Genomic DNA, 17,137 nt, shown 5'->3' with positions numbered 1-17,137 from the left:
CGAGAAGCGGCACCGCGCTCGAGGCGACGATGGCTCGTGCGGTACGACGCCGGGACCGGTCCATCGCTCCTCCTGGAACGCTCGGGGAGTCGCTCAGCCCGTCCCGGTGATCAGGGCGAGCAGGCCCGCCTCGTCGAGCAGGTCGACCGGGCGCAGGGTCTCCTTCGCGGCGACGTGGTGGAACCCGGCGCTGACCCGCTCGACCGGTACCCCGGTCAGCCGCGACCAGCCCAGCCGGTAGGCGGCCAGCTGCACACCCACGGCGGCGAGCTCCGCCCCGGTCGGCGGCGGGCCGGTCTTCCAGTCGATGACCTCGTAGCCGCCGTCCTCGCGCTGGAAGACCGCGTCGATCCGGCCGCGCAGGGTGATCGGACCCAGGGGTGTCTCGAACGGCACCTCGACCTCGACGGGCTGCCGGTCGGCCCACTCGCTGGCCAGGAACGCCGCACGCAGCTCCTCCAGCGCGTCGTCGGGAGCGGCCAGCTCGTCACCGGAGCCGGGCAGCTCGTCGAGGTCGACCAGCCGGGCGGCGCCGAACCGCTCCTCCAGCCACGCGTGGAACGCCGTGCCCCGGCGGGCCTGCGGCGCGGGTGCGGCCGGCATCGGCCGGCGGAGCCGCCGGGCGAGCTCGGCCGGGTCGCGGCGTAGGGTGACCAGCGCGGACACCGAGAGGTGCGAGGGCAGGGGGACGTCGACGGTCGGGCTCTCGTGGCGCGCCCGCTCGCGCAGCAGCAGGTCGGCGTCGCGCACCCACTGCTCCACCAGCTCGTCTCCCCCGCCGAGCGCGCGCTCCGGGTCCAGCGGGTGCGGCGCCGCCCCTTCCACCAGCTGCGCGGCCGCGGTGAGCGCCCGACGCCGCGGCTCCGACAGCGGGTCGGCCGGCCACACGCCGACCGGCCACTCCTCCAGCGCCGGGTTGGTCGCGCCGTCCTCGGGCGCGGGCGCCCAGTGCACGATCGCACCGGCGCCGGCCTCGCACGCCTCCTTCGCGGTGGTCAGCAGCGACGAGGGGCCGCACGGCTTCACGCCGTCGCGCCACCAGCTGCCCGAGCACAGCAGCAGCCGCTTGGCGCGGGTGACGGCGACGTAGCCCAGCCGGATCTCCTCGTCCCGACCGAAGTCCTTCCAGTCCTGGACGTAGTCCTCCAGCGCGTCGCGCACCGCCGCCTGGTCACCCGAGCCGGGCACCGGCAGCCGCAGCCGGGGCAGCTCCTCCCGGTCGGTGAGCCGCAGGTCGACCGGGACCGCGCCCGGGTCCTTGATCCAGGAGTCACTGGCGTTGGTGCGGGCCGGGAACTGGTCGGCGGTCATCCCGGGCACCGCGACGACCTCCCACTCCAGCCCCTTGGCCGAGTGCCCGGTGAGCAGCTGCACCGCCTCGGGGTTGACCGCCACCTCGCCGGGCTCCAGGCCGCGCTCACGCTCCTCGGCGTCGCGCAGGTAGCCCAGGAACGCCGGCAGCGACGGCAGCTCGGCCAGCTCGGTGAACTCGGCGGCGACGCCGTGCAGCGCGTCGAGGTGGGCGCGCGCGCCGGCCGGGCTGACCCCGGGAGCGCTGGCCAGCTCGGTCTCCAGCCCCAGCGTGCGGGCCACCTCGTCGACCAGGTCGGGCAGCGACTCCCCGATCCGGCCGCGGAGGTGCGCGAGCTCGGCGCCGAACCGGCGCAGCCGCCGGTAGCCGGCGGGCGAGTACTGCGAGGCGTCGCCGAGGTCGTCGAGCGCCTCCACGATGCTGCCGCGCTCCTGCGGCGCCTCCACCACGCCGGCGTGCTCGCCGTCGGGCCCGTCCGGGCGGGCCGGCCGACGGGAGTGCACCAGGGCGCGGGCGCGGGCCTCGAGCGCGGCGAGGTCGCGCGGGCCGATCCGCCAGCGGGCGCCGGTGAGCAGCCGGCCCATCGCGTCCCCGGCGGTCGGGTCGACCAGCACGGTGAGGGTGGCGACGACGTCGGAGACCTCGGGCACCTCCAGCAGGCCGCCCAGCCCCACGACCTCCACGGGCAGCCCGCGCTCGCGCAGGGCCGCGGCGATGCCGGGCAGCTGCTTGCGGGTGCGCACCAGGACCGCCATCGACGGCGGCCGGCCGTCGGGCCTGGGCCGGACGGCGGGGTCGGTGCCGTTCCAGCAGGCCGCCAGGCGGTCGGCCAGGGCGGCGGTCTCCTCGGCGACGGTCTCGTACAGCCCGACGGTCACCGAGCCGCGGCCGGCGGTGGGCGCCGGGGCGAGGTCGGGAAGCGGCTGGGCAGGCGCGGGCAGCATCGCCGAGACGGCGTTGGCCACCGCCAGCACCGCCTCGTCGTTGCGCCAGCTGGTGGCCAGCGTCAGCCGCTGCGCCGTGCGGCCGGGGCGCCCCGGGAAGGTGCGGTCGAAGCGCTCGATCGTGCCCGCCGAGGCACCGCGCCACCCGTAGATGGACTGGCGCGGGTCGCCGACGGCGAGCACCGGGTGGCCGCTCGCCCCGCCGAAGAGGGCCTCCAGCATGCGCAGCTGCCCGACGCTGGTGTCCTGGTACTCGTCGAGCAGCACCACCTTCCAGCGCGCCCGCTCGCGGCGCCCGACCTCGGGAGCGGCGACGGCGATGCGGGCGGCGTGCGCCACCTGGTCGGCGTAGTCGATCGAGCCCAGGGCCCGCTTGCGCGCCTCGAACGCCTCGACCAGCGGCAGCAGCGCCACGCGCGCCTTCTGCCGGGCCAGCATCTCGGTGACGGCGGCGTAGGGGCCCTTCTTCCTGGGCGCGTCCGCGTAGCCGGCGATCTGCGCCTCCAGCCGCGCCGTCCAGGTGCGCAGGGCCGCGGCGCTCACGTCGTGCTCGCCCATCTCGGCGGCGAGCGCCAGCACGTCCTCGACGGTGGTCAGCAGGGTGAGCGGCACGTCGGCCATGTCGCCGGTCCAGGCGGCGACCACCGTCGCGGCCTGCCCCCAGCACATGGCGGGGCCCAGCACCCCGGCGCCGGGCTCCACGCCGATGCGCAGCCCGTGCTCGGCGACCAGCGCGGCGGCGTAGCCGTGGTAGGTGGAGACGGTGGGCTGGGCGATCGCGAGCCGCTCGCGCAGGTCGTCCTCGGTCTCCGGGTGGCGGGCCAGCGCGCCCAGCCGCAGCCGGATCCGCTCGTTCAGCTCGCTGGCGGCCTTGCGGGTGAAGGTCAGGCCGAGGATGGCCTCGGGCTCGACGATCCGGTTGGCCACCAGGTAGGAGACGCGGGCGGCCATCGTCTCGGTCTTGCCCGAGCCGGCGCCGGCGACGACCACCAGCGGCCGGTCCGCCGGGGCGCAGACCACGCCGGCCTGCTCGTCGGAGGGCGCGTAGGAGAGACCGCAGCGTTCCGCGACCTCGGCGGGCGTGAGCAGCCGCCGGGGCGCGGGCTCCGGCGGCGCGGCCCCGGCCAGCAGGTCGTCGAAGGAGAGTTGCTCGTCGCTCATCCGGTCACCTGCCGGCCGGGCTCCTGCAGCGGGCAGCTGCGCCGCGCCGGGCAGCGCGAGCAGTGCGTGCCGGTGCGCACCTCGAACGTCCCCGCGCCCATGCCGACGCCCACCTCCGCGACGAGCTCCCCGGCCCACGTGCCCTCCAGCGGCACGTCGGCGGGCAGCGGTTCCTGGTGCTGCTCCTTGGCCTTGGCGCCGGTGCCCACCTGCAGCAGCGCCGCGCCCCCGGGGGCGGTGCCGTGCTGCTCGAAGGCGCCGGCTGCGACCGCCACCTGGTAGGCCGCGAGCTGCCCGTGCTCCTCGGTGTTCTTCGCCGCCGTCTTCCCCGTCTTGAGGTCGACGACGACCAGGCGCCCCTCCGCGTCCCGCTCGAGCCGGTCGACCTGGCCGCGGATGCGCGCCCGCCCCACGACGACGTCGAAGTCCACCTCGGCGCCGACCAGCTCCCGGGGATTGGCCGCGTGCCAGCGCAGGAACCGGTCGAGCATGTCGTGGGCCTGCACCCGCTGCCGCTGGTCGGCCCAGCCGGGGCCGAGGTCGAGCTGGTCGAGCTCGGCGTCCAGCACCGGGCGGGCGTCGGCCGCGGGCAGCCCCTCGGCCACCTGCTGGGCGACCGCGTGCACCGCCGAGCCCACGGTGCGGGTGGCATCCGGCGAGGCCTCGGCACCGACCGCGCCGAGCACCCAGCGCAGCGGGCAGCGCTGGAAGGTCTCGATCGCCGACGGGCGCACCCGCACCGGCAGCTCCTCGTCGACCAGCGGGGCGTCGTCCGACAGCGGCGCCAGCCCCCACCAGCGGGCGGGCGCCGCACCGGGTACGCCCTCGTCGGCCAGCCGGCGCAGCAGGGCTGCGGCGGCCGACCGCCGGGCGGGCGGGGTCTGCGGGTCGGTGACGGCCCGGCGGAGCTCCGCGACGAGCGCGGGGAGGGTGAGCGCGCGGGGCAGCTCGGTGAGCGGCCGGCCGTCGGGCGGCGGCGGTGACACGAGGTCGAGGAAGCGGGAGGCGGTCGCGCCGGCGTCGGCCCCGTCGAGGGCGCCCTCCACGGCGGTGACCACCAGCCGCCGGCGGGCCCGGGTGCACGCCACGTAGAACAGCCGCCGCTCCTCGGCCAGCGCCAGGGTGCGGCGGTCGGTCCGCGCCCCGTCGATGCCCGCCGCCTTCTCGACGAGCACCTCCGCGCCGAGCAGCGAGGCGCGCTCGCGCAGGTCGGGCCACAGGCCCTCCTGCACCCCCGACACGCAGACCAGGTCCCACTCCAGCCCCTTGGCGGCGTGCGCGGTGAGCAGCCGGACCGTCTCGCCGGCGACCGCCCGCGCCGCACCGGTGTCACCGGGCAGCTCCTGGGCGGACAGGTGCTCGACGAATGCCCGGACGTCGGCCGACGGCAGCCGGTCGACGAAGCCGGCGGCGGCGTCGAACAGCGCGACCACGGCGTCGAGGTCCCGGTCGGCGACGGCGCCGGAAGGACCCCCGGCGGCGCTGGCCCGCGCCCACCTGGAGGCCAGGCCGCTGCGCTGCCACATCGCCCACAGCACGTCCTCGGCGGTGCCGTCGTCGGCGAGCGCGAAGCGGCCGGCGTCCAGCACCGCGGCCACCCGGGTCGCCGGGCGCGCGACGTGCTCGGGCAGCGCCTCCAGCAGCGCCGCGTCGGTGAGCGCGGCGGCCAGCGGTGCACCGCGCTCGGCGGCGTCGACCCCCTGCCGGGCGAGCGCGATGCGGACGGCGCGGCGGAGCCGGCGGAGGTCGAGCACGGTGGCCCCGCCCAGCGCCGAGGTCAGCAGCGCCTCGGCGCCCGGCTCGTCCAGGCCGGCGGGTTCCCCACCGGGGCCCGGCAGCAGCGCGGAGAGCGCGTGCAGGAACGGGGCGACGGCGGGCTGGGCGGCCAGCGGCAGCTCGTCGGTGGAGACGGCGACCGGCACCCCCGCCGAGGCCAGTGCCCGGCGGAACGGCCCCAGCACCGCGGCGGTGCGCACCACCACGGCCATGCCCGACCAGGGCACGCCGTCGAGCAGGTGGGCCCGCCGCAGCACGTCGGCGACGTAGGCGGCCTCGACCGAGGCCGAGCCGAAGACGTGCACCTCGGCCTCGCCGGGCGGGGTGCCCTCCCCCGCGGCCAACCGGCGGTGCTCCCACGGGCCGGGCAGGCCCTCGGCCACCTGCCGGCTGACCCGGAGCAGCTCGGCGCCCGAGCGGCGGCACACGCCCAGCGACACCCGCCCCGCGGCCCGCCCGCCGGTGTGCCGGAAGCGCTCGGGGAACTCGACGATGCCCCGCGGCTCGGCGCCGCGGAAGGCGTAGATGGACTGGTCGGGATCGCCGACGGCCACCAGGTTGCCCCCGCCGCCGGCCAGCAGCTCCAGCAGCTCGACCTGCGCGGGATCGGTGTCCTGGTACTCGTCGACGAACAGCCAGCGGGCGCGCTCGCGCTCCTGGCGGAGGAGCTCGGCGTCTCCGGTCAGCTCGAGGATGGCCTGGCGGACCAGCTCCGCGGGGTCGTAGCCCGAGGCGTCACCGCGGGAGGCGACCCAGAAGTCGCTGACGTTCTCGTACTGCTGCTGGAACGCCGCGGCGTGCACCCAGTGCTCGAGACCGGCCTCCCGGCCCCAGGCGGCCAGCCGCTCGGCGTCCACGCCCCGCTCGGTCGCCCGCAGCAGCAGCTCGCGGAGCTCCGCCCGGAAGCCCTCCGTGCCGAGCGCCGGCGCGAGCTCCTCGGGCCAGCGGACGGTGCCCACCCCCTCGGCGTCACCGCGCAGCAGCTCGGCGACGACGGCGTCCTGCTCGGCCGAGGTGAGCAGCCGGGGCGGCGGGTCACCCCGCAGGACGGCGGCCCGGCGGAGCACCCCGTAGGCGTACGAGTGGAAGGTGCGCGCCAGCGGCTCGCGGATCGTGCGGGCGACCCGGGAGGTGATGCGGGTGCGAAGCTCGGCGGCGGCCTTGCGGCTGAAGGTCAGGACGAGGATCTGCTCGGGGTCGACGCCGGCGTCGATGCGCGTGGCGACGGCCTCGACGATCGTCGTCGTCTTGCCCGTGCCGGGGCCGGCGAGCACGAGGAGCGGCCCGCCGGGGTGGTCGACGACGGCCTGCTGCGTCGGGTCGAGCACCGGCGCGCTGCTGCGGGGCGGCTCCCCCGGCAGCAGCCGGTAGACCGGACCGCCCTCACCCCCGCGCTGCGCCACCTCTCGATGGAAGCACGGGGGTACGACGATCTCGGGACGGCGGGCGGGACGGGCGGGTCAGGCCAGGGAGTCCAGCAGGGACTGCTCGAGCATCAGGTCGGCCGCGGTGGTCAGCCAGCCGGCCACCAGGAGCAGCGGCCACGCCCGCTCCTCGTCCAGCGACGCGGTCCCTGCCGCCAGCCCGGCCTGGGCCACTGCCCGGCACGCCATGGTGTTCATGCCCTAGTGCTCGGCACCCCGGGCGCGGAACTGGAGTCATCCGGCTGTGAGATGCCACGGTTCGGCCGCGATCGCGTCGGCCTCGGCCCGGGTCAGGGTGCCCACGGCGACCAGCCGGTCGAGCACGTGCCCCTGCCGCGCGGCCGCGAGCTCAGGGTGCGCCAGCGGGTCGTAGGCGCTGGGTGCCTGCACGAGCCCCACCAGGACGGTCGCCTGCGCCCAGTCCAGCTCGGCGGGGGCCAGCCCGAAGTAGCCCTCGGCCGCGGCCTGCACCCCGTGGAAGCCGTGGCCGAAGTACACGGCGTCCAGGTACATGCGCAGGAGCTGCTCGTCGCTCCACGCCCGGTCGAGCTTGACGGCGAGGACCACCGAGCGGGCCCGGGCGCCGGTGTCGATCGCGCCGTCCTCGTAGAGGACACGCGCCAGCTGCTGCTGGATCGTCGAGCCACCGAGGTCCCGGCCGACGACGACGCCGAGCGGCGCCCGGAGCGCCCCGCGCCAGTCGATGCCCGGGTGGGAGCCGAACCGGCTGTCCTCGGTGGCCAGCAGCGCGGCGGCGATCCGCCCCGGCACCTCCCCCGTCGTCGGCGTGCCGCCGAGCGCCGCCAGCCGGGCCGCCACCCGCTGCTCGGCGTCGGCCACCCCGGGCGTCGCCGCCCAGCCGACGGCGAACGCCGCCAGCAGCAGGACGAGCAGGCCGCCCAGCGACCGGAGGCCGGCCCGCCGGATGCGGGCGCCGCGCGACCGCCGGGGCCGGGATGCTGCCGGGGCGGAGGTCCGGGGCTGCTCCTCGAGGTGTGCCATCACGCTGACCAGCTCACCGCGCGCCGCCGTCCGCGCGCATCGCCCTGCGGGGCGATCCCACCCCGGCCGTGATCATCCCGCAGGTGGACGGCGCCGTGCCGGTGCCGCCCGGTCGGGCCAGCCGACGGCCGCCAGGTCCACCTTGCCGTTCCGCGCCGGCACGCCCTCGGCGGCCAGCAGCTCCAGCTGGCGGGCGCGCACCGGCTCGGCGGCCGAGCCGTCGGCGCGGACGACGCGGTACCAGGGCACCGCCGCGCCTCCCTGCGCCAGCGCCCGGGCCACCCTGCGGGGCCCGACACCCACCAGCTCGCCGATCGCCCCGTAGCTGCTGACCCGTCCGGGCGGGATCCGCTCGACGACGTCGAACACCGCCTCGTCGACGTCCCTCGGGTCCGGGGTCACGCCCCGATCATGGCAAGCGACGCCCCGGACCCGGGCGTCCGCGGACGCGGGACGTGGGTCCGGACGACCGCCCGGCACGCTTCAGCCGCGCCGGCCGAACCGGGCCAGCAGCCGGGTCTGCGGGGCGGCCGACGGCGGGACGTCCAGCGGCGGGGCGAACAGCCCGGGCACACCGCCGTCGGGGAGCCGCTCGGCGTACACGAGCGCGGCCGTCACCAGCTCGCCGTCGAGCTCGGTGTCCCCGCGGGTGGCGCGGGCGAGGTCCCAGGCGTGCACGGTGAGGTCGGTGGCCATCTCGAAGATGTACTCGCCCGCCGGTGTCGGCCCGCGCGAGAGGTGGACGGTGTGCCGCAGGGCGTCGTCCGCGGCGAAGGCCGCCAGGGCGGCGTCGGCGGCGGACTCCCACCCGAGGAGGGGGTCGTCGCCCAGCAGGTCCTCGGTGCTGTCCGGGAAACGACCCTCGATCAGGTCCACCGGCTCGCCGGCCAGCAGCGGCGGTACCCAGAGCGCCTCGTTCACCAGGTGCGCCACCAGGTCGGCCACGGTCCAGCCGGGCAGCGACTCGTCGTCCCACTGCCCCGGCTCGACCGCGTCGACCCGGTCGGTGAACTGGTTCTGGGCCCGCTGGAAGAGCTCCAGGAGCTCCACGTGCGAGAAGTCGGCCATGGCGTCAGTACACATGCCGAGGGCCCGGCCCGCCTCCCCGTGGAGAAACAGACCGGGCCCCGGTGACGTGCTGGAACGGCCCTCGGTGAGGGCCTGGAACGGCCTCGTCCCAGGGCCCCGCGGCGCGCGGAGCGTGTCGTGGGGAGGGACGAGGTCCTTTCAGTAGGTCGGCAGCGCCTTGTCGATGCGGGTGGCCCACGCCGTCACGCCGCCCTGGACGTGCACGGCGTCGGAGAAGCCCGCGTTCTTGATGGCGGCGAGCGCCTCGGCGGACCGGACACCGGTCTTGCAGTGCAGCACGATCGGCTTGTCCTGCGGCAGCGAGGACAGCGCCCGGCCGGAGAGGATCTCGTCCTTGGGGACGAGCTTCGCGCCCGGGATCGACACGATCTCGTACTCGTTGGGCTCGCGGACGTCGATCAGCTCGAACTCCTTGCCGGCGTCCATCATGTCCTTGAGCTCGTCGACGGTGATCGTCGAGCCGGCGGCCGCCAGCTGCGCCTCCTCGGAGACGACGCCGCAGAACGCCTCGTAGTCGATGAGGCCGGTGATCGGCTCGCCCTCGGGGTCCTTGCGCACCTTGATGGTGCGGAAGGTCATCTCCAGGGCGTCGTAGACCATGAGCCGGCCGAGCAGCGTCTCACCGACACCGGTGATCAGCTTGACCGCCTCGGTGGCCTGGATCGCGCCGACCGTCGCGCACAGCACGCCGAGCACGCCGCCCTCGGCGCAGCTGGGGACCATGCCGGGCGGCGGGGGCACCGGGTAGAGGTCGCGGTAGTTGGGACCGTGCTCGTCCCAGAAGACCGAGACCTGGCCGTCGAACCGGTAGATCGAGCCCCACACGTACGGCTTGCCCAGCAGCACGCAGGCGTCGTTGACCAGGTAGCGGGTGGCGAAGTTGTCGGTGCCGTCGACGATCAGGTCGTACTGGCTGAAGATGTCGAGCACGTTGTCGCTGTCCAGCCGCGTCTCGTGCAGCCGGACGTCGATCAGCGGGTTGATCTCCTTGATGGAGTCGCGCGCGCTCTCGGCCTTGGACCGGCCGACGTCGGACTGCCCGTGGATGATCTGGCGCTGCAGGTTGGACTCGTCGACGACGTCGAACTCGACGATGCCGAGGGTGCCGACCCCGGCCGCGGCCAGGTACATCAGCACCGGCGAGCCGAGGCCACCGGCGCCGACGGCCAGCACCTTGGCGTTCTTCAGGCGCTTCTGACCGTCCATGCCGACGTCGGGGATGATCAGGTGGCGGCTGTAGCGGCGGACCTCGTCGATCGAAAGATCGGCGGCGGGCTCCACCAGGGGTGGCAGGGACACGGGTTGGCTCCTCTGATCAGCAGACAGCGGCCCGAGAGCCGTCGTTCACGCGGACAACAGCCTGACACGCAGCGGGATTCCCACCGTCCGGGGCCGGCTGCCGCCGGCTCCCCCGCCGTCCTCCCCCGCCGCAGCGCGTCCTCCCTCACCGCGGACGGTGCGGGAGGACGCTCGATGATCAGGCCACCTGATCATCGCGGAGGTCGTCAGGGGTAGGGCCAGGCGTTCCGCGCGCACCCCTGCAGGTCCAGCGTCTGCTGCTGCATGACCGGGGCGGGCTGCCCGGGCCCGGGGCACCGCACGTGGCCGTTGCCCAGGACGTGGCCGACCTCGTGGTTGACCACGTAGCGCCGGTAGGTGGCGACGTCGCCCTCGTAGTGCGGGACGGCGGTCGCCCACCGGGCGAGGTTGATCACGGCCCGGTCCCCGTAGCGGCAGGAGGTGTACCCGCCGGTGCCCACGCCCGGGCAGTAGGTCTCCATGCTCCCGGGGCTGACCAGGCTCACCCGGAAGTCGAACGCCGCGCCCGCACCCACCCGCTGGAAGGACAGGCGCCCGCCGCTGCCCCACCGGTGGTGGTGGGAGCCGCGGGGGCGGAGGTGCCGCCGGCAGCCGGGGCGGTGGGCGTCGCGCCCGGCGGGTTCAGCACGAGGTCGACGAGGACGGCGACGGTGGCCACCGCGAGCACCGGGATCGCGTAGGCCCGCCACCCGTGGCGCCGCACGAACCGGCGCAGCCGGCCGCGGCGGCTGCGGTCGATCCGCCGGGGCGGCGCGGGCCGCCGCTGCGGGGGCTGACCGGGGCGGGCCACGGGACGGCCGTCGGTCAGACGTCCTCCCACCGGCCGCCTCCCCGCTCGCTCGCTCCGTCCCCCGGTGCGCTCAGGGTCTCACGCTGCGTGGGCTCTCGGCGACAGCCGGCGGCTCCGCCACGCCCGGCCCGCCGGACCGGTCCTCGACCATGCCGAGCACCGCGCGGGCCGTGGGCTCCGCGGCTTCGAGCATCGCGACGTGGCCGACGCCCTCGAGCAGGAGGAGCCGGCCGTCGGGCACGGTCGCGGCCAGCCGCGGGGCGAGCGCCGCGTCGACGAGCCGGTCGCGGTCGCCCCAGACGACCAGGACGGGCATCCGCAGCCCCCGGGCCGCCCGCCAGGCGTTGGCCGGGCCGAGCCGCAGGTAGGAGGTGATCAGGCCGCGCATGCTGCGGGCGAGCGCGCGGTCGGCCCAGGGCTGCTCGGCCCGCTCGTGCATCTCCCGGACCGCCTGCTCCAGCCGCTCCCGGGGCACCGCACCCGGGTCGCCGAAGCACATCCGCACCATCGACCGGACGTTCTGGTCGGGCGTCACGGCGGCCAGCCGGCGCTCGGCGAGCGCCGGGACGCCGGGGACCAGCAGGAGCAGCAGCGCCCGGCTGAACGCCGGCGGCACCCGGTACACCGGCATGGCCGGGGACACCAGCGTCAGCGTCGCCACGAGGTCCGGGCGCCGGGCCGCGACCAGCAGGCTGACCAGCCCGCCGAGGGAGTTGCCGACCAGGTGCACCGGGCGGCCCTCACCCGGGCCGGGCTCGGCGACGACGTGCTCGAGGACGTCGACGACGGCGCGGACGTGGCCGCGGACGGAGTACCCGCCGCGCGCCGGGGGGCCCGAGCGCCCGAAGCCGGGCAGGTCCACCGCCCAGCCGTCGAATCGCACGGCGAGCAGAGCCGCGAGGTCGGTCCAGTTGGTGGAGGCGCCGCCGAGGCCGTGCACGTAGAGCGCCCGCTCCCGTGGCGCGTCCGCAGCCGCGCCGTCCCCGACCGGGCCCGTCCACGGCGTGCGGCGCACGAACACCTCGCCGCCGCGGACCGGCACCCCGCCCCCCGGCCACGGCGGCACGACCGGACCCAGCACCGGCAAGGGGGTCGGGGACAGTGCTGCCTCGGACATCACCCTCGACGGTAACGCTGCGTACCCATCGGTCGAGCGGAGCCCGAACCCGTCGGTAGCATCCCCCCTGCCATGCAGCCTCCACACCCCGCCGCGGTCAACCGGCGCACCTCCCGCCTGCCGCGCGGTGCGCGCCGGCTCCAGCTGCTGCGCGCGGCGCAGGACGTCTTCGTCGCGCACGGCTTCCACGCCGCGGCCATGGACGACATCGCCGTCCGCGCCGGGGTCAGCAAGCCGGTGCTGTACCAGCACTTCCCGGGCAAGCGCGAGCTCTACCTGGCGCTGCTGGAGGAGCACGTCACCGAGCTGGCCCACCGGGTCGGCGAGGCCATGGGCCGCACCGCCGACAACCGGGCCCGGGTCGACGCCGCCGTCGGCGCCTACTTCGACTTCATCGACGCCGACGGCGAGGCGTTCCGGTTGGTGTTCGAGTCCGACCTGCGCAACGACGACGACGTGCGCGCCATCGTCGACCGCGGCACGCGGGTGTGCGTCGAGGCGATCGCCGGCGTGATCGCCGCCGACACCGGCCTGGACACCGAGCGCGCGCACCTGCTGGCCTCGGGCCTGACCGGGCTCTCCGAGACCGCCGCCCGCTGGTGGCTGCCGCAGAAGGGCACGGTCACCCGCGACGAGGCGGTCTCGCTCATGTCCGCGCTGGCCTGGCGCGGCATCTCCGGCTTCCCGCGGGTGGACGGCGACCAGCCCGGCTCCTGAGCGGCGGCGTTCGCTGTCGGCGCACCCGCTCGGCCGGTCCCGGCGCCACGGTCTGCACTAGCGTTGGGACCAGTCGCGCAACGAGGAGGCATCGCCCACGTGGAAGTCAAGATCGGCGTCCAGCACTCGCCCAAGGAACTGGTCATCGAGAGCCCCAGGACCCCCGACGAGATCGCGGCCGAGGTGGCCAAGGCCATGTCGGGCTCGACCAAGGACGGCCTGCTCACCCTGGTCGACGAGCGGGGCCGCCAGGTCCTCGTCCCGGTCGACCGCATCGCCTACGTGGAGATCGCGCAGGCCGACCAGCGCCGGGTCGGGTTCATCGCCGGCGCCTGAGCTCGGACCGCAGGCACCACGGGAGGGGCCCTCCCGCGACGCGCGGGAGGGCCCCTTTCCGCATGCCGGACCGCCGGTCACCTCGCGCCGGCGCGACCTCTCCCCGTGCACCCCGGCTGCGCCGACTGCTACGAACTCGTGGTGATCGAGGGCCGATGACCACGAGTTCGTCGCACTCGCGCCCCGCCGAAGGCGACGAGCGCCCCGGCGCGGGCGGGGGCACAGGAAGCAGTTGCTGCGCTTCCGCGGCCCGCACCGCAGGTACCGCTTCCCATGCCTGGGGCGGGACCACTGCCTGGGACGGGACCACTGCCTGGGACGGGACCACCGCCTGGGACGGGACCGCGCGGGGCCGGCTAGGGGTTGAGCCCGAGCGCCTTCATCCGCACCGTGTGGGCCTGCGTGATGCGCTCGATCAGCCGGCCGACGCCCATGAGGTCGCCGGTGCCCGAGACGATGAGCTCCGCGAGCGGGTCGTGCTCGGCGATGACCGCCTGCGACCGGGTCATCGCCTCGCCCACCAGCCGCCGCCCCCACAGCGCCAGCCGGCCGGCGACCGACCGGTCGGCGGCGATGGCGGCGCGCACCTCGCGGACGGCGAAGTCCGCGTACCCGGTGTCGGCGAGCACGTCGAGCACCAGCCCGCGGTCGGGCTCGGGCAGGAACCCGGCGATCTCGCGGTAGAAGTCGGCGGCCAGGCCGTCGCCGACGTAGGCCTTCACCAGCCCCTCCAGCCAGGTGCTGGGGCGGGTGCTCTCGTGGAAGGTGTCGAGCGCGGAGGTGAACGGCGCCATCGCCGCGGACGGGTCCACCCCCAGCTCCTCCAGCCGGGCGGTGAGCCGGAAGTGGTGCCCGATCTCGGCCGCGGCCATCCGGGCGAGCGCGGCCCGGCCGTCGAGCGACGGCGCCATGCGGGCGTCCTCGGCCAGCCGGTCGAAGGCGGTCAGCTCGGCATAGGCGAGCACGCCGAGCAGATCGGCGACCGCCGTGTTCTCGACCGGTGGCACGGCATCTCCTGGGCTCGGCGACGGGGTCCCGCGTGCCCCGGACGAGTGATGCAGCCGACAGCGGGGAGCGCGGCGCCGAGAGGCTAACCGGTGCCCGCGCTAGCATGGGAATCGGCGGGCCTCCGGGCACGCTCGTACATCTGTGCGCTGACGACCGCTGGACGACGCCCTCCCGGGCTGTCTCCCGGGCCGTGACGAGGTCCGGTTCTGCTGGCCGCGTCGGCGCAGGGAACCGATCCCGCGACACCAGACCCGGGACGGGCGCGAGGCGGCGACACCGCTGCCGCAGCCGGTCCCCCGGCAGACCAGAGGCGAGACCACTGACCTCCACCGAGCAGAACCCCACCACCGCACCCGAGCTGGAGCACGCCGAGACCGGCGCGCCCGCCCCCGAGGAGCTCGAGCAGGCCGTCGAGGAGCTCGGCGGCGCCCCCGTCGCCGCGGACAGCCCGCTGTTCAGCGACTTCGACGTGCACCCCGACATCGTGGCCGCGCTGGCCGACGCCGGGATCACCCGCACCTTCGCCATCCAGGAGCTCACGCTGCCCCTGGCACTGGCCGGCAACGACCTCATCGGCCAGGCCCGCACCGGTACCGGCAAGACCCTGGGCTTCGGCGTCCCGCTGCTCACCCGCGTGACCCCGCCGAGCGAGGGTGCCGACGGCGTGCCCCAGGCGCTGGTCGTCGTCCCCACCCGCGAGCTGTGCGTGCAGGTCGCGCGCGACCTGGGCACCGCCGGCAGCACGCGCGGCATCCGCGTGCAGGCCATCTACGGCGGGCGCGCCTTCGAGCCGCAGATCGAGTCGCTGCGCAGCGGCGTCGAGGTCGTCGTCGGCACCCCGGGGCGGCTGCTCGACCTGGCCCAGCGCGGCGACCTGATCCTGGGCAAGGTCCGCGTGCTCGTCCTCGACGAGGCCGACGAGATGCTCGACCTGGGCTTCCTGCCCGACATCGAGCGGGTCCTCGCGATGGTGCCCGAGAAGCGGCAGACGATGCTCTTCTCGGCGACCATGCCCGGCCCGATCGTCACCCTCTCCCGGTCGTTCATGACCCAGCCGACCCACATCCGGGCGCACGGCAACGACGAGGGCTCGACGGTCCCGCAGACGACGCAGTTCATCTACCGGGCGCACAACCTGGACAAGCCGGAGCTGCTGTCCCGCGTGCTGCAGGCCCGCGACCGCGGCCTGGCCATGGTGTTCTGCCGCACCAAGCGGACCGCGCAGAAGGTCGCCGACGAGCTGGTCGACCGCGGGTTCGCCGCGGCGGCCGTGCACGGCGACCTCGGTCAGGGCGCCCGCGAGCAGGCGCTGCGCGCGTTCCGCAGCGGCAAGGTCGACGTCCTGGTGGCCACCGACGTCGCCGCCCGCGGCATCGACGTGACCGGCGTGAGCCACGTCGTGAACTACCAGTGCCCCGAGGACGAGAAGACCTACGTGCACCGCATCGGCCGCACCGGCCGGGCGGGCAGCACCGGCGTCGCGGTGACGCTGGTCGACTGGGACGACATCCCCCGCTGGCAGCTGATCAACAAGGCGCTCGGCCTCGGTTTCGACGACCCGCCGGAGACGTACTCCACCTCGCCGTGGGTGTACTCGGACCTCGACGTGCCCGAGGGCGCGAAGGGCCGCCTGCCCCGCTCGCAGCGCACCCGCGAGGGCCTGGAGGCCGAGACCCTCGAGGACCTCGGCGAGACCGGCAAGCGCAACCGCCCGGCCGGCCTCTCGCGCCCGGCCGAGGACGACCGCCCGTCCGGCGGCGGCAAGAGCCGGCCGCGGCGCCGCACCCGGCGCAGCGGTGGCGCCGACGCCACGGCGGAGGCCACCGGGGCCGACGCCCCCGCCGCGACCGACGCCCCTGCCGAGGGCGGGAGCGCCAAGCCGCGTCGCCGTCGCCGCCGTCGTGGCGGTGCCGGGCGCGGCGGGTCGGGCGCCGAGGGCGCGGGCAGCCCGGACGCCGCGAGCACGGGCGCCGACCCCGCCTGATGCGCCCGCCGCTGCGGGTCTGGGTCTGGGCGGCGGCCACGCTGGCGCTGCTCGTCGTCGCCGGCCTGCTGTGGCGCGGATCGGACGCCGCCGCCACCTCCAGCACCACCGCCGCACCGGCCGACGTCCCTCCAGGGCCGCCGGCCGGTGCCGTCTCCGACGCGTGGTCCACCGGGGCGGACCCGCTGCCCGGCGGCGTCGTCGCCGAGGGCAGGGTGCTCGTCGGCTCGCCGCACGGCGTGCGGGCCCTGGACCCGCTGACCGGCGAGGAGGCCTGGCACTACACCCGCGAGAACGCGGAGCTGTGCGGGGCGACGGTGACCGACGGCGTGGCGGTCGCGGTGTTCCGGACGGCGGACCGCTGCGACGAGGCGGTCGCCCTCGACGCCGGGACCGGGGTGCGGGCCTGGACCCGCAACGTGAACTTCCGGCCCGGGGTGGCGCTCACCTCGACAGGCGGGATCGTGCTCGCCGCCACCCCGACCGGGATCGTCACCCTGGACCCGGCCGGCGGCGGCACCCGCTGGCGGTACGTCCCCCCGGAGGGGTGCGAGCTGCTGCACTCCGCGGCCGGCGACGCCGGCGTGGCGGTGCTGCAGCGCTGCGCGGGCTCCGCCGGCGCCCAGCTGCGGCTGGCGGACGGCTTCGACGGCGAGGAGCACTGGGCCCGCGACCTCCCGGCGGCCGGGGGCACCCCGGAGCTGGTGGGGGCCGACCTGCCGGTCGTCGTACGCGTGGACGACGAGGTGCAGCTGCTGTCCGCCGCCGACGGCTCGGTGCTCACCACCCTGCCCGCGGGGCCCGGGCCGGTGGTGCGGCAGGCCGGCACCGACGCCGCCGTGCTGGTCCTCGCCGCGGGCACCCTGACGGCGGTGGAGCCAGGGTCGGCGCGACCGCTGTGGTCAGCTTCCGCCACCGGCCTCCCCGCGGAGCCGGCCACGACCGCCGACGGCGCACCCGCCCTCCCCGTCCCCACCTCCGACGGGCTCGTCCACCTCGACCCGGCCACCGGCGCGGAGCTCGGCCGAACCGCGACGCCCGCGCTCCCCGAGGGTGCGCTGGCCGGCGTCGCCGGCCCCGCGGTGGTGCTCGCGCTGCCCGGCGAGGTCCGCGGCTACCGCTGAGCACCACCGGTGCGGCACGCCCGGCGCCGTGGT

Annotated in this window: 15 protein-coding genes; 4 read left to right on the top strand and 11 right to left on the bottom strand. The window is 76.3% G+C overall.

The window, feature by feature from the left end:
• Positions 1-93 precede the first annotated feature (93 nt).
• From E9529_RS13710 to E9529_RS13665, 10 genes are all read right to left on the bottom strand, one after another.
• Entirely contained in the window at positions 94-3,417 is a 3,324-nt protein-coding gene (locus tag E9529_RS13710; protein WP_236831715.1) for an ATP-dependent DNA helicase, read from the bottom strand.
• A complete protein-coding gene (locus E9529_RS13705) occupies positions 3,414-6,596 on the bottom strand; it encodes an ATP-dependent DNA helicase (RefSeq protein WP_236831714.1) in 3,183 nt (1,060 codons plus the stop codon). Before E9529_RS13705 ends, E9529_RS13710 begins: the two co-directional genes overlap by 4 nt.
• A 57-nt stretch (positions 6,597-6,653) precedes the next feature.
• Positions 6,654-6,815 (bottom strand): hypothetical protein, encoded by a 162-nt coding sequence (locus E9529_RS13700; RefSeq protein WP_170852150.1) that lies wholly within the window; start codon positions 6,813-6,815, stop codon positions 6,654-6,656.
• Positions 6,816-6,851: 36 nt separating this feature from the next.
• Entirely contained in the window at positions 6,852-7,619 is a 768-nt protein-coding gene (locus E9529_RS13695) for a biosynthetic peptidoglycan transglycosylase (RefSeq protein WP_236831735.1), read from the bottom strand.
• 72 nt (positions 7,620-7,691) lie between these two features.
• On the bottom strand, positions 7,692-8,021 hold the full coding sequence (locus E9529_RS13690; protein ID WP_236831713.1) for an MGMT family protein: 330 nt from the start codon (positions 8,019-8,021) through the stop codon (positions 7,692-7,694).
• 81 nt (positions 8,022-8,102) lie between these two features.
• The gene (locus tag E9529_RS13685) at positions 8,103-8,687 is read right to left on the bottom strand and encodes a TIGR03086 family metal-binding protein (protein WP_236831712.1); all 585 of its coding nucleotides are present in this window, start codon (positions 8,685-8,687) and stop codon (positions 8,103-8,105) included.
• 159 nt (positions 8,688-8,846) lie between these two features.
• Positions 8,847-10,007: an adenylyltransferase/sulfurtransferase MoeZ gene (gene moeZ / locus E9529_RS13680; RefSeq protein ID WP_236831711.1), complete on the bottom strand. Its 1,161-nt coding sequence runs from the start codon at positions 10,005-10,007 to the stop codon at positions 8,847-8,849.
• Between the two features lie 206 nt (positions 10,008-10,213).
• Positions 10,214-10,543 carry a DUF3152 domain-containing protein gene (locus E9529_RS13675; RefSeq protein ID WP_236831710.1) on the bottom strand — a complete coding sequence of 110 codons (330 nt, stop codon included), beginning with the start codon at positions 10,541-10,543 and terminating at the stop codon, positions 10,214-10,216.
• On the bottom strand, positions 10,510-10,848 hold the full coding sequence (locus tag E9529_RS13670) for a hypothetical protein (protein WP_236831709.1): 339 nt from the start codon (positions 10,846-10,848) through the stop codon (positions 10,510-10,512). Before E9529_RS13670 ends, E9529_RS13675 begins: the two co-directional genes overlap by 34 nt.
• Before the next feature lie 40 nt (positions 10,849-10,888).
• On the bottom strand, positions 10,889-11,935 hold the full coding sequence (locus E9529_RS13665; RefSeq protein ID WP_236831708.1) for an alpha/beta fold hydrolase: 1,047 nt from the start codon (positions 11,933-11,935) through the stop codon (positions 10,889-10,891).
• A 72-nt stretch (positions 11,936-12,007) separates the two neighbouring features.
• On the opposite strand from E9529_RS13665, the gene E9529_RS13660 reads away from it, so the two are divergent.
• On the top strand, positions 12,008-12,652 hold the full coding sequence (locus E9529_RS13660) for a TetR/AcrR family transcriptional regulator (protein WP_236831707.1): 645 nt from the start codon (positions 12,008-12,010) through the stop codon (positions 12,650-12,652).
• 99 nt (positions 12,653-12,751) lie between these two features.
• A complete protein-coding gene (locus tag E9529_RS13655; RefSeq protein WP_236831706.1) occupies positions 12,752-12,988 on the top strand; it encodes a DUF3107 domain-containing protein in 237 nt (78 codons plus the stop codon).
• A 356-nt stretch (positions 12,989-13,344) separates the two neighbouring features.
• On the opposite strand, the gene E9529_RS13650 is transcribed toward E9529_RS13655, so the two are convergent.
• A complete protein-coding gene (locus tag E9529_RS13650) occupies positions 13,345-13,995 on the bottom strand; it encodes a ferritin-like fold-containing protein (protein ID WP_236831705.1) in 651 nt (216 codons plus the stop codon).
• Positions 13,996-14,186: 191 nt separating this feature from the next.
• Here E9529_RS13650 and E9529_RS13645 point away from each other — a divergent pair, with 191 nt between their 5' ends.
• Positions 14,187-15,980 carry a DEAD/DEAH box helicase gene (locus E9529_RS13645; protein WP_236831704.1) on the top strand — a complete coding sequence of 598 codons (1,794 nt, stop codon included), beginning with the start codon at positions 14,187-14,189 and terminating at the stop codon, positions 15,978-15,980.
• Entirely contained in the window at positions 15,980-17,104 is a 1,125-nt protein-coding gene (locus tag E9529_RS13640; RefSeq protein ID WP_236831703.1) for a PQQ-binding-like beta-propeller repeat protein, read from the top strand. The genes E9529_RS13645 and E9529_RS13640 overlap by 1 nt, the downstream gene beginning before the upstream one ends.
• Positions 17,105-17,137: the final 33 nt, after the last annotated feature.

The sequence above is a fragment of the Blastococcus sp. KM273128 genome (assembly GCF_021698975.1).
Lineage (GTDB): Bacteria > Actinomycetota > Actinomycetes > Mycobacteriales > Geodermatophilaceae > Blastococcus.
Note: the sequence above shows the minus strand (reverse complement) of the source record. Positions and strands in the feature narration are given on the sequence as shown.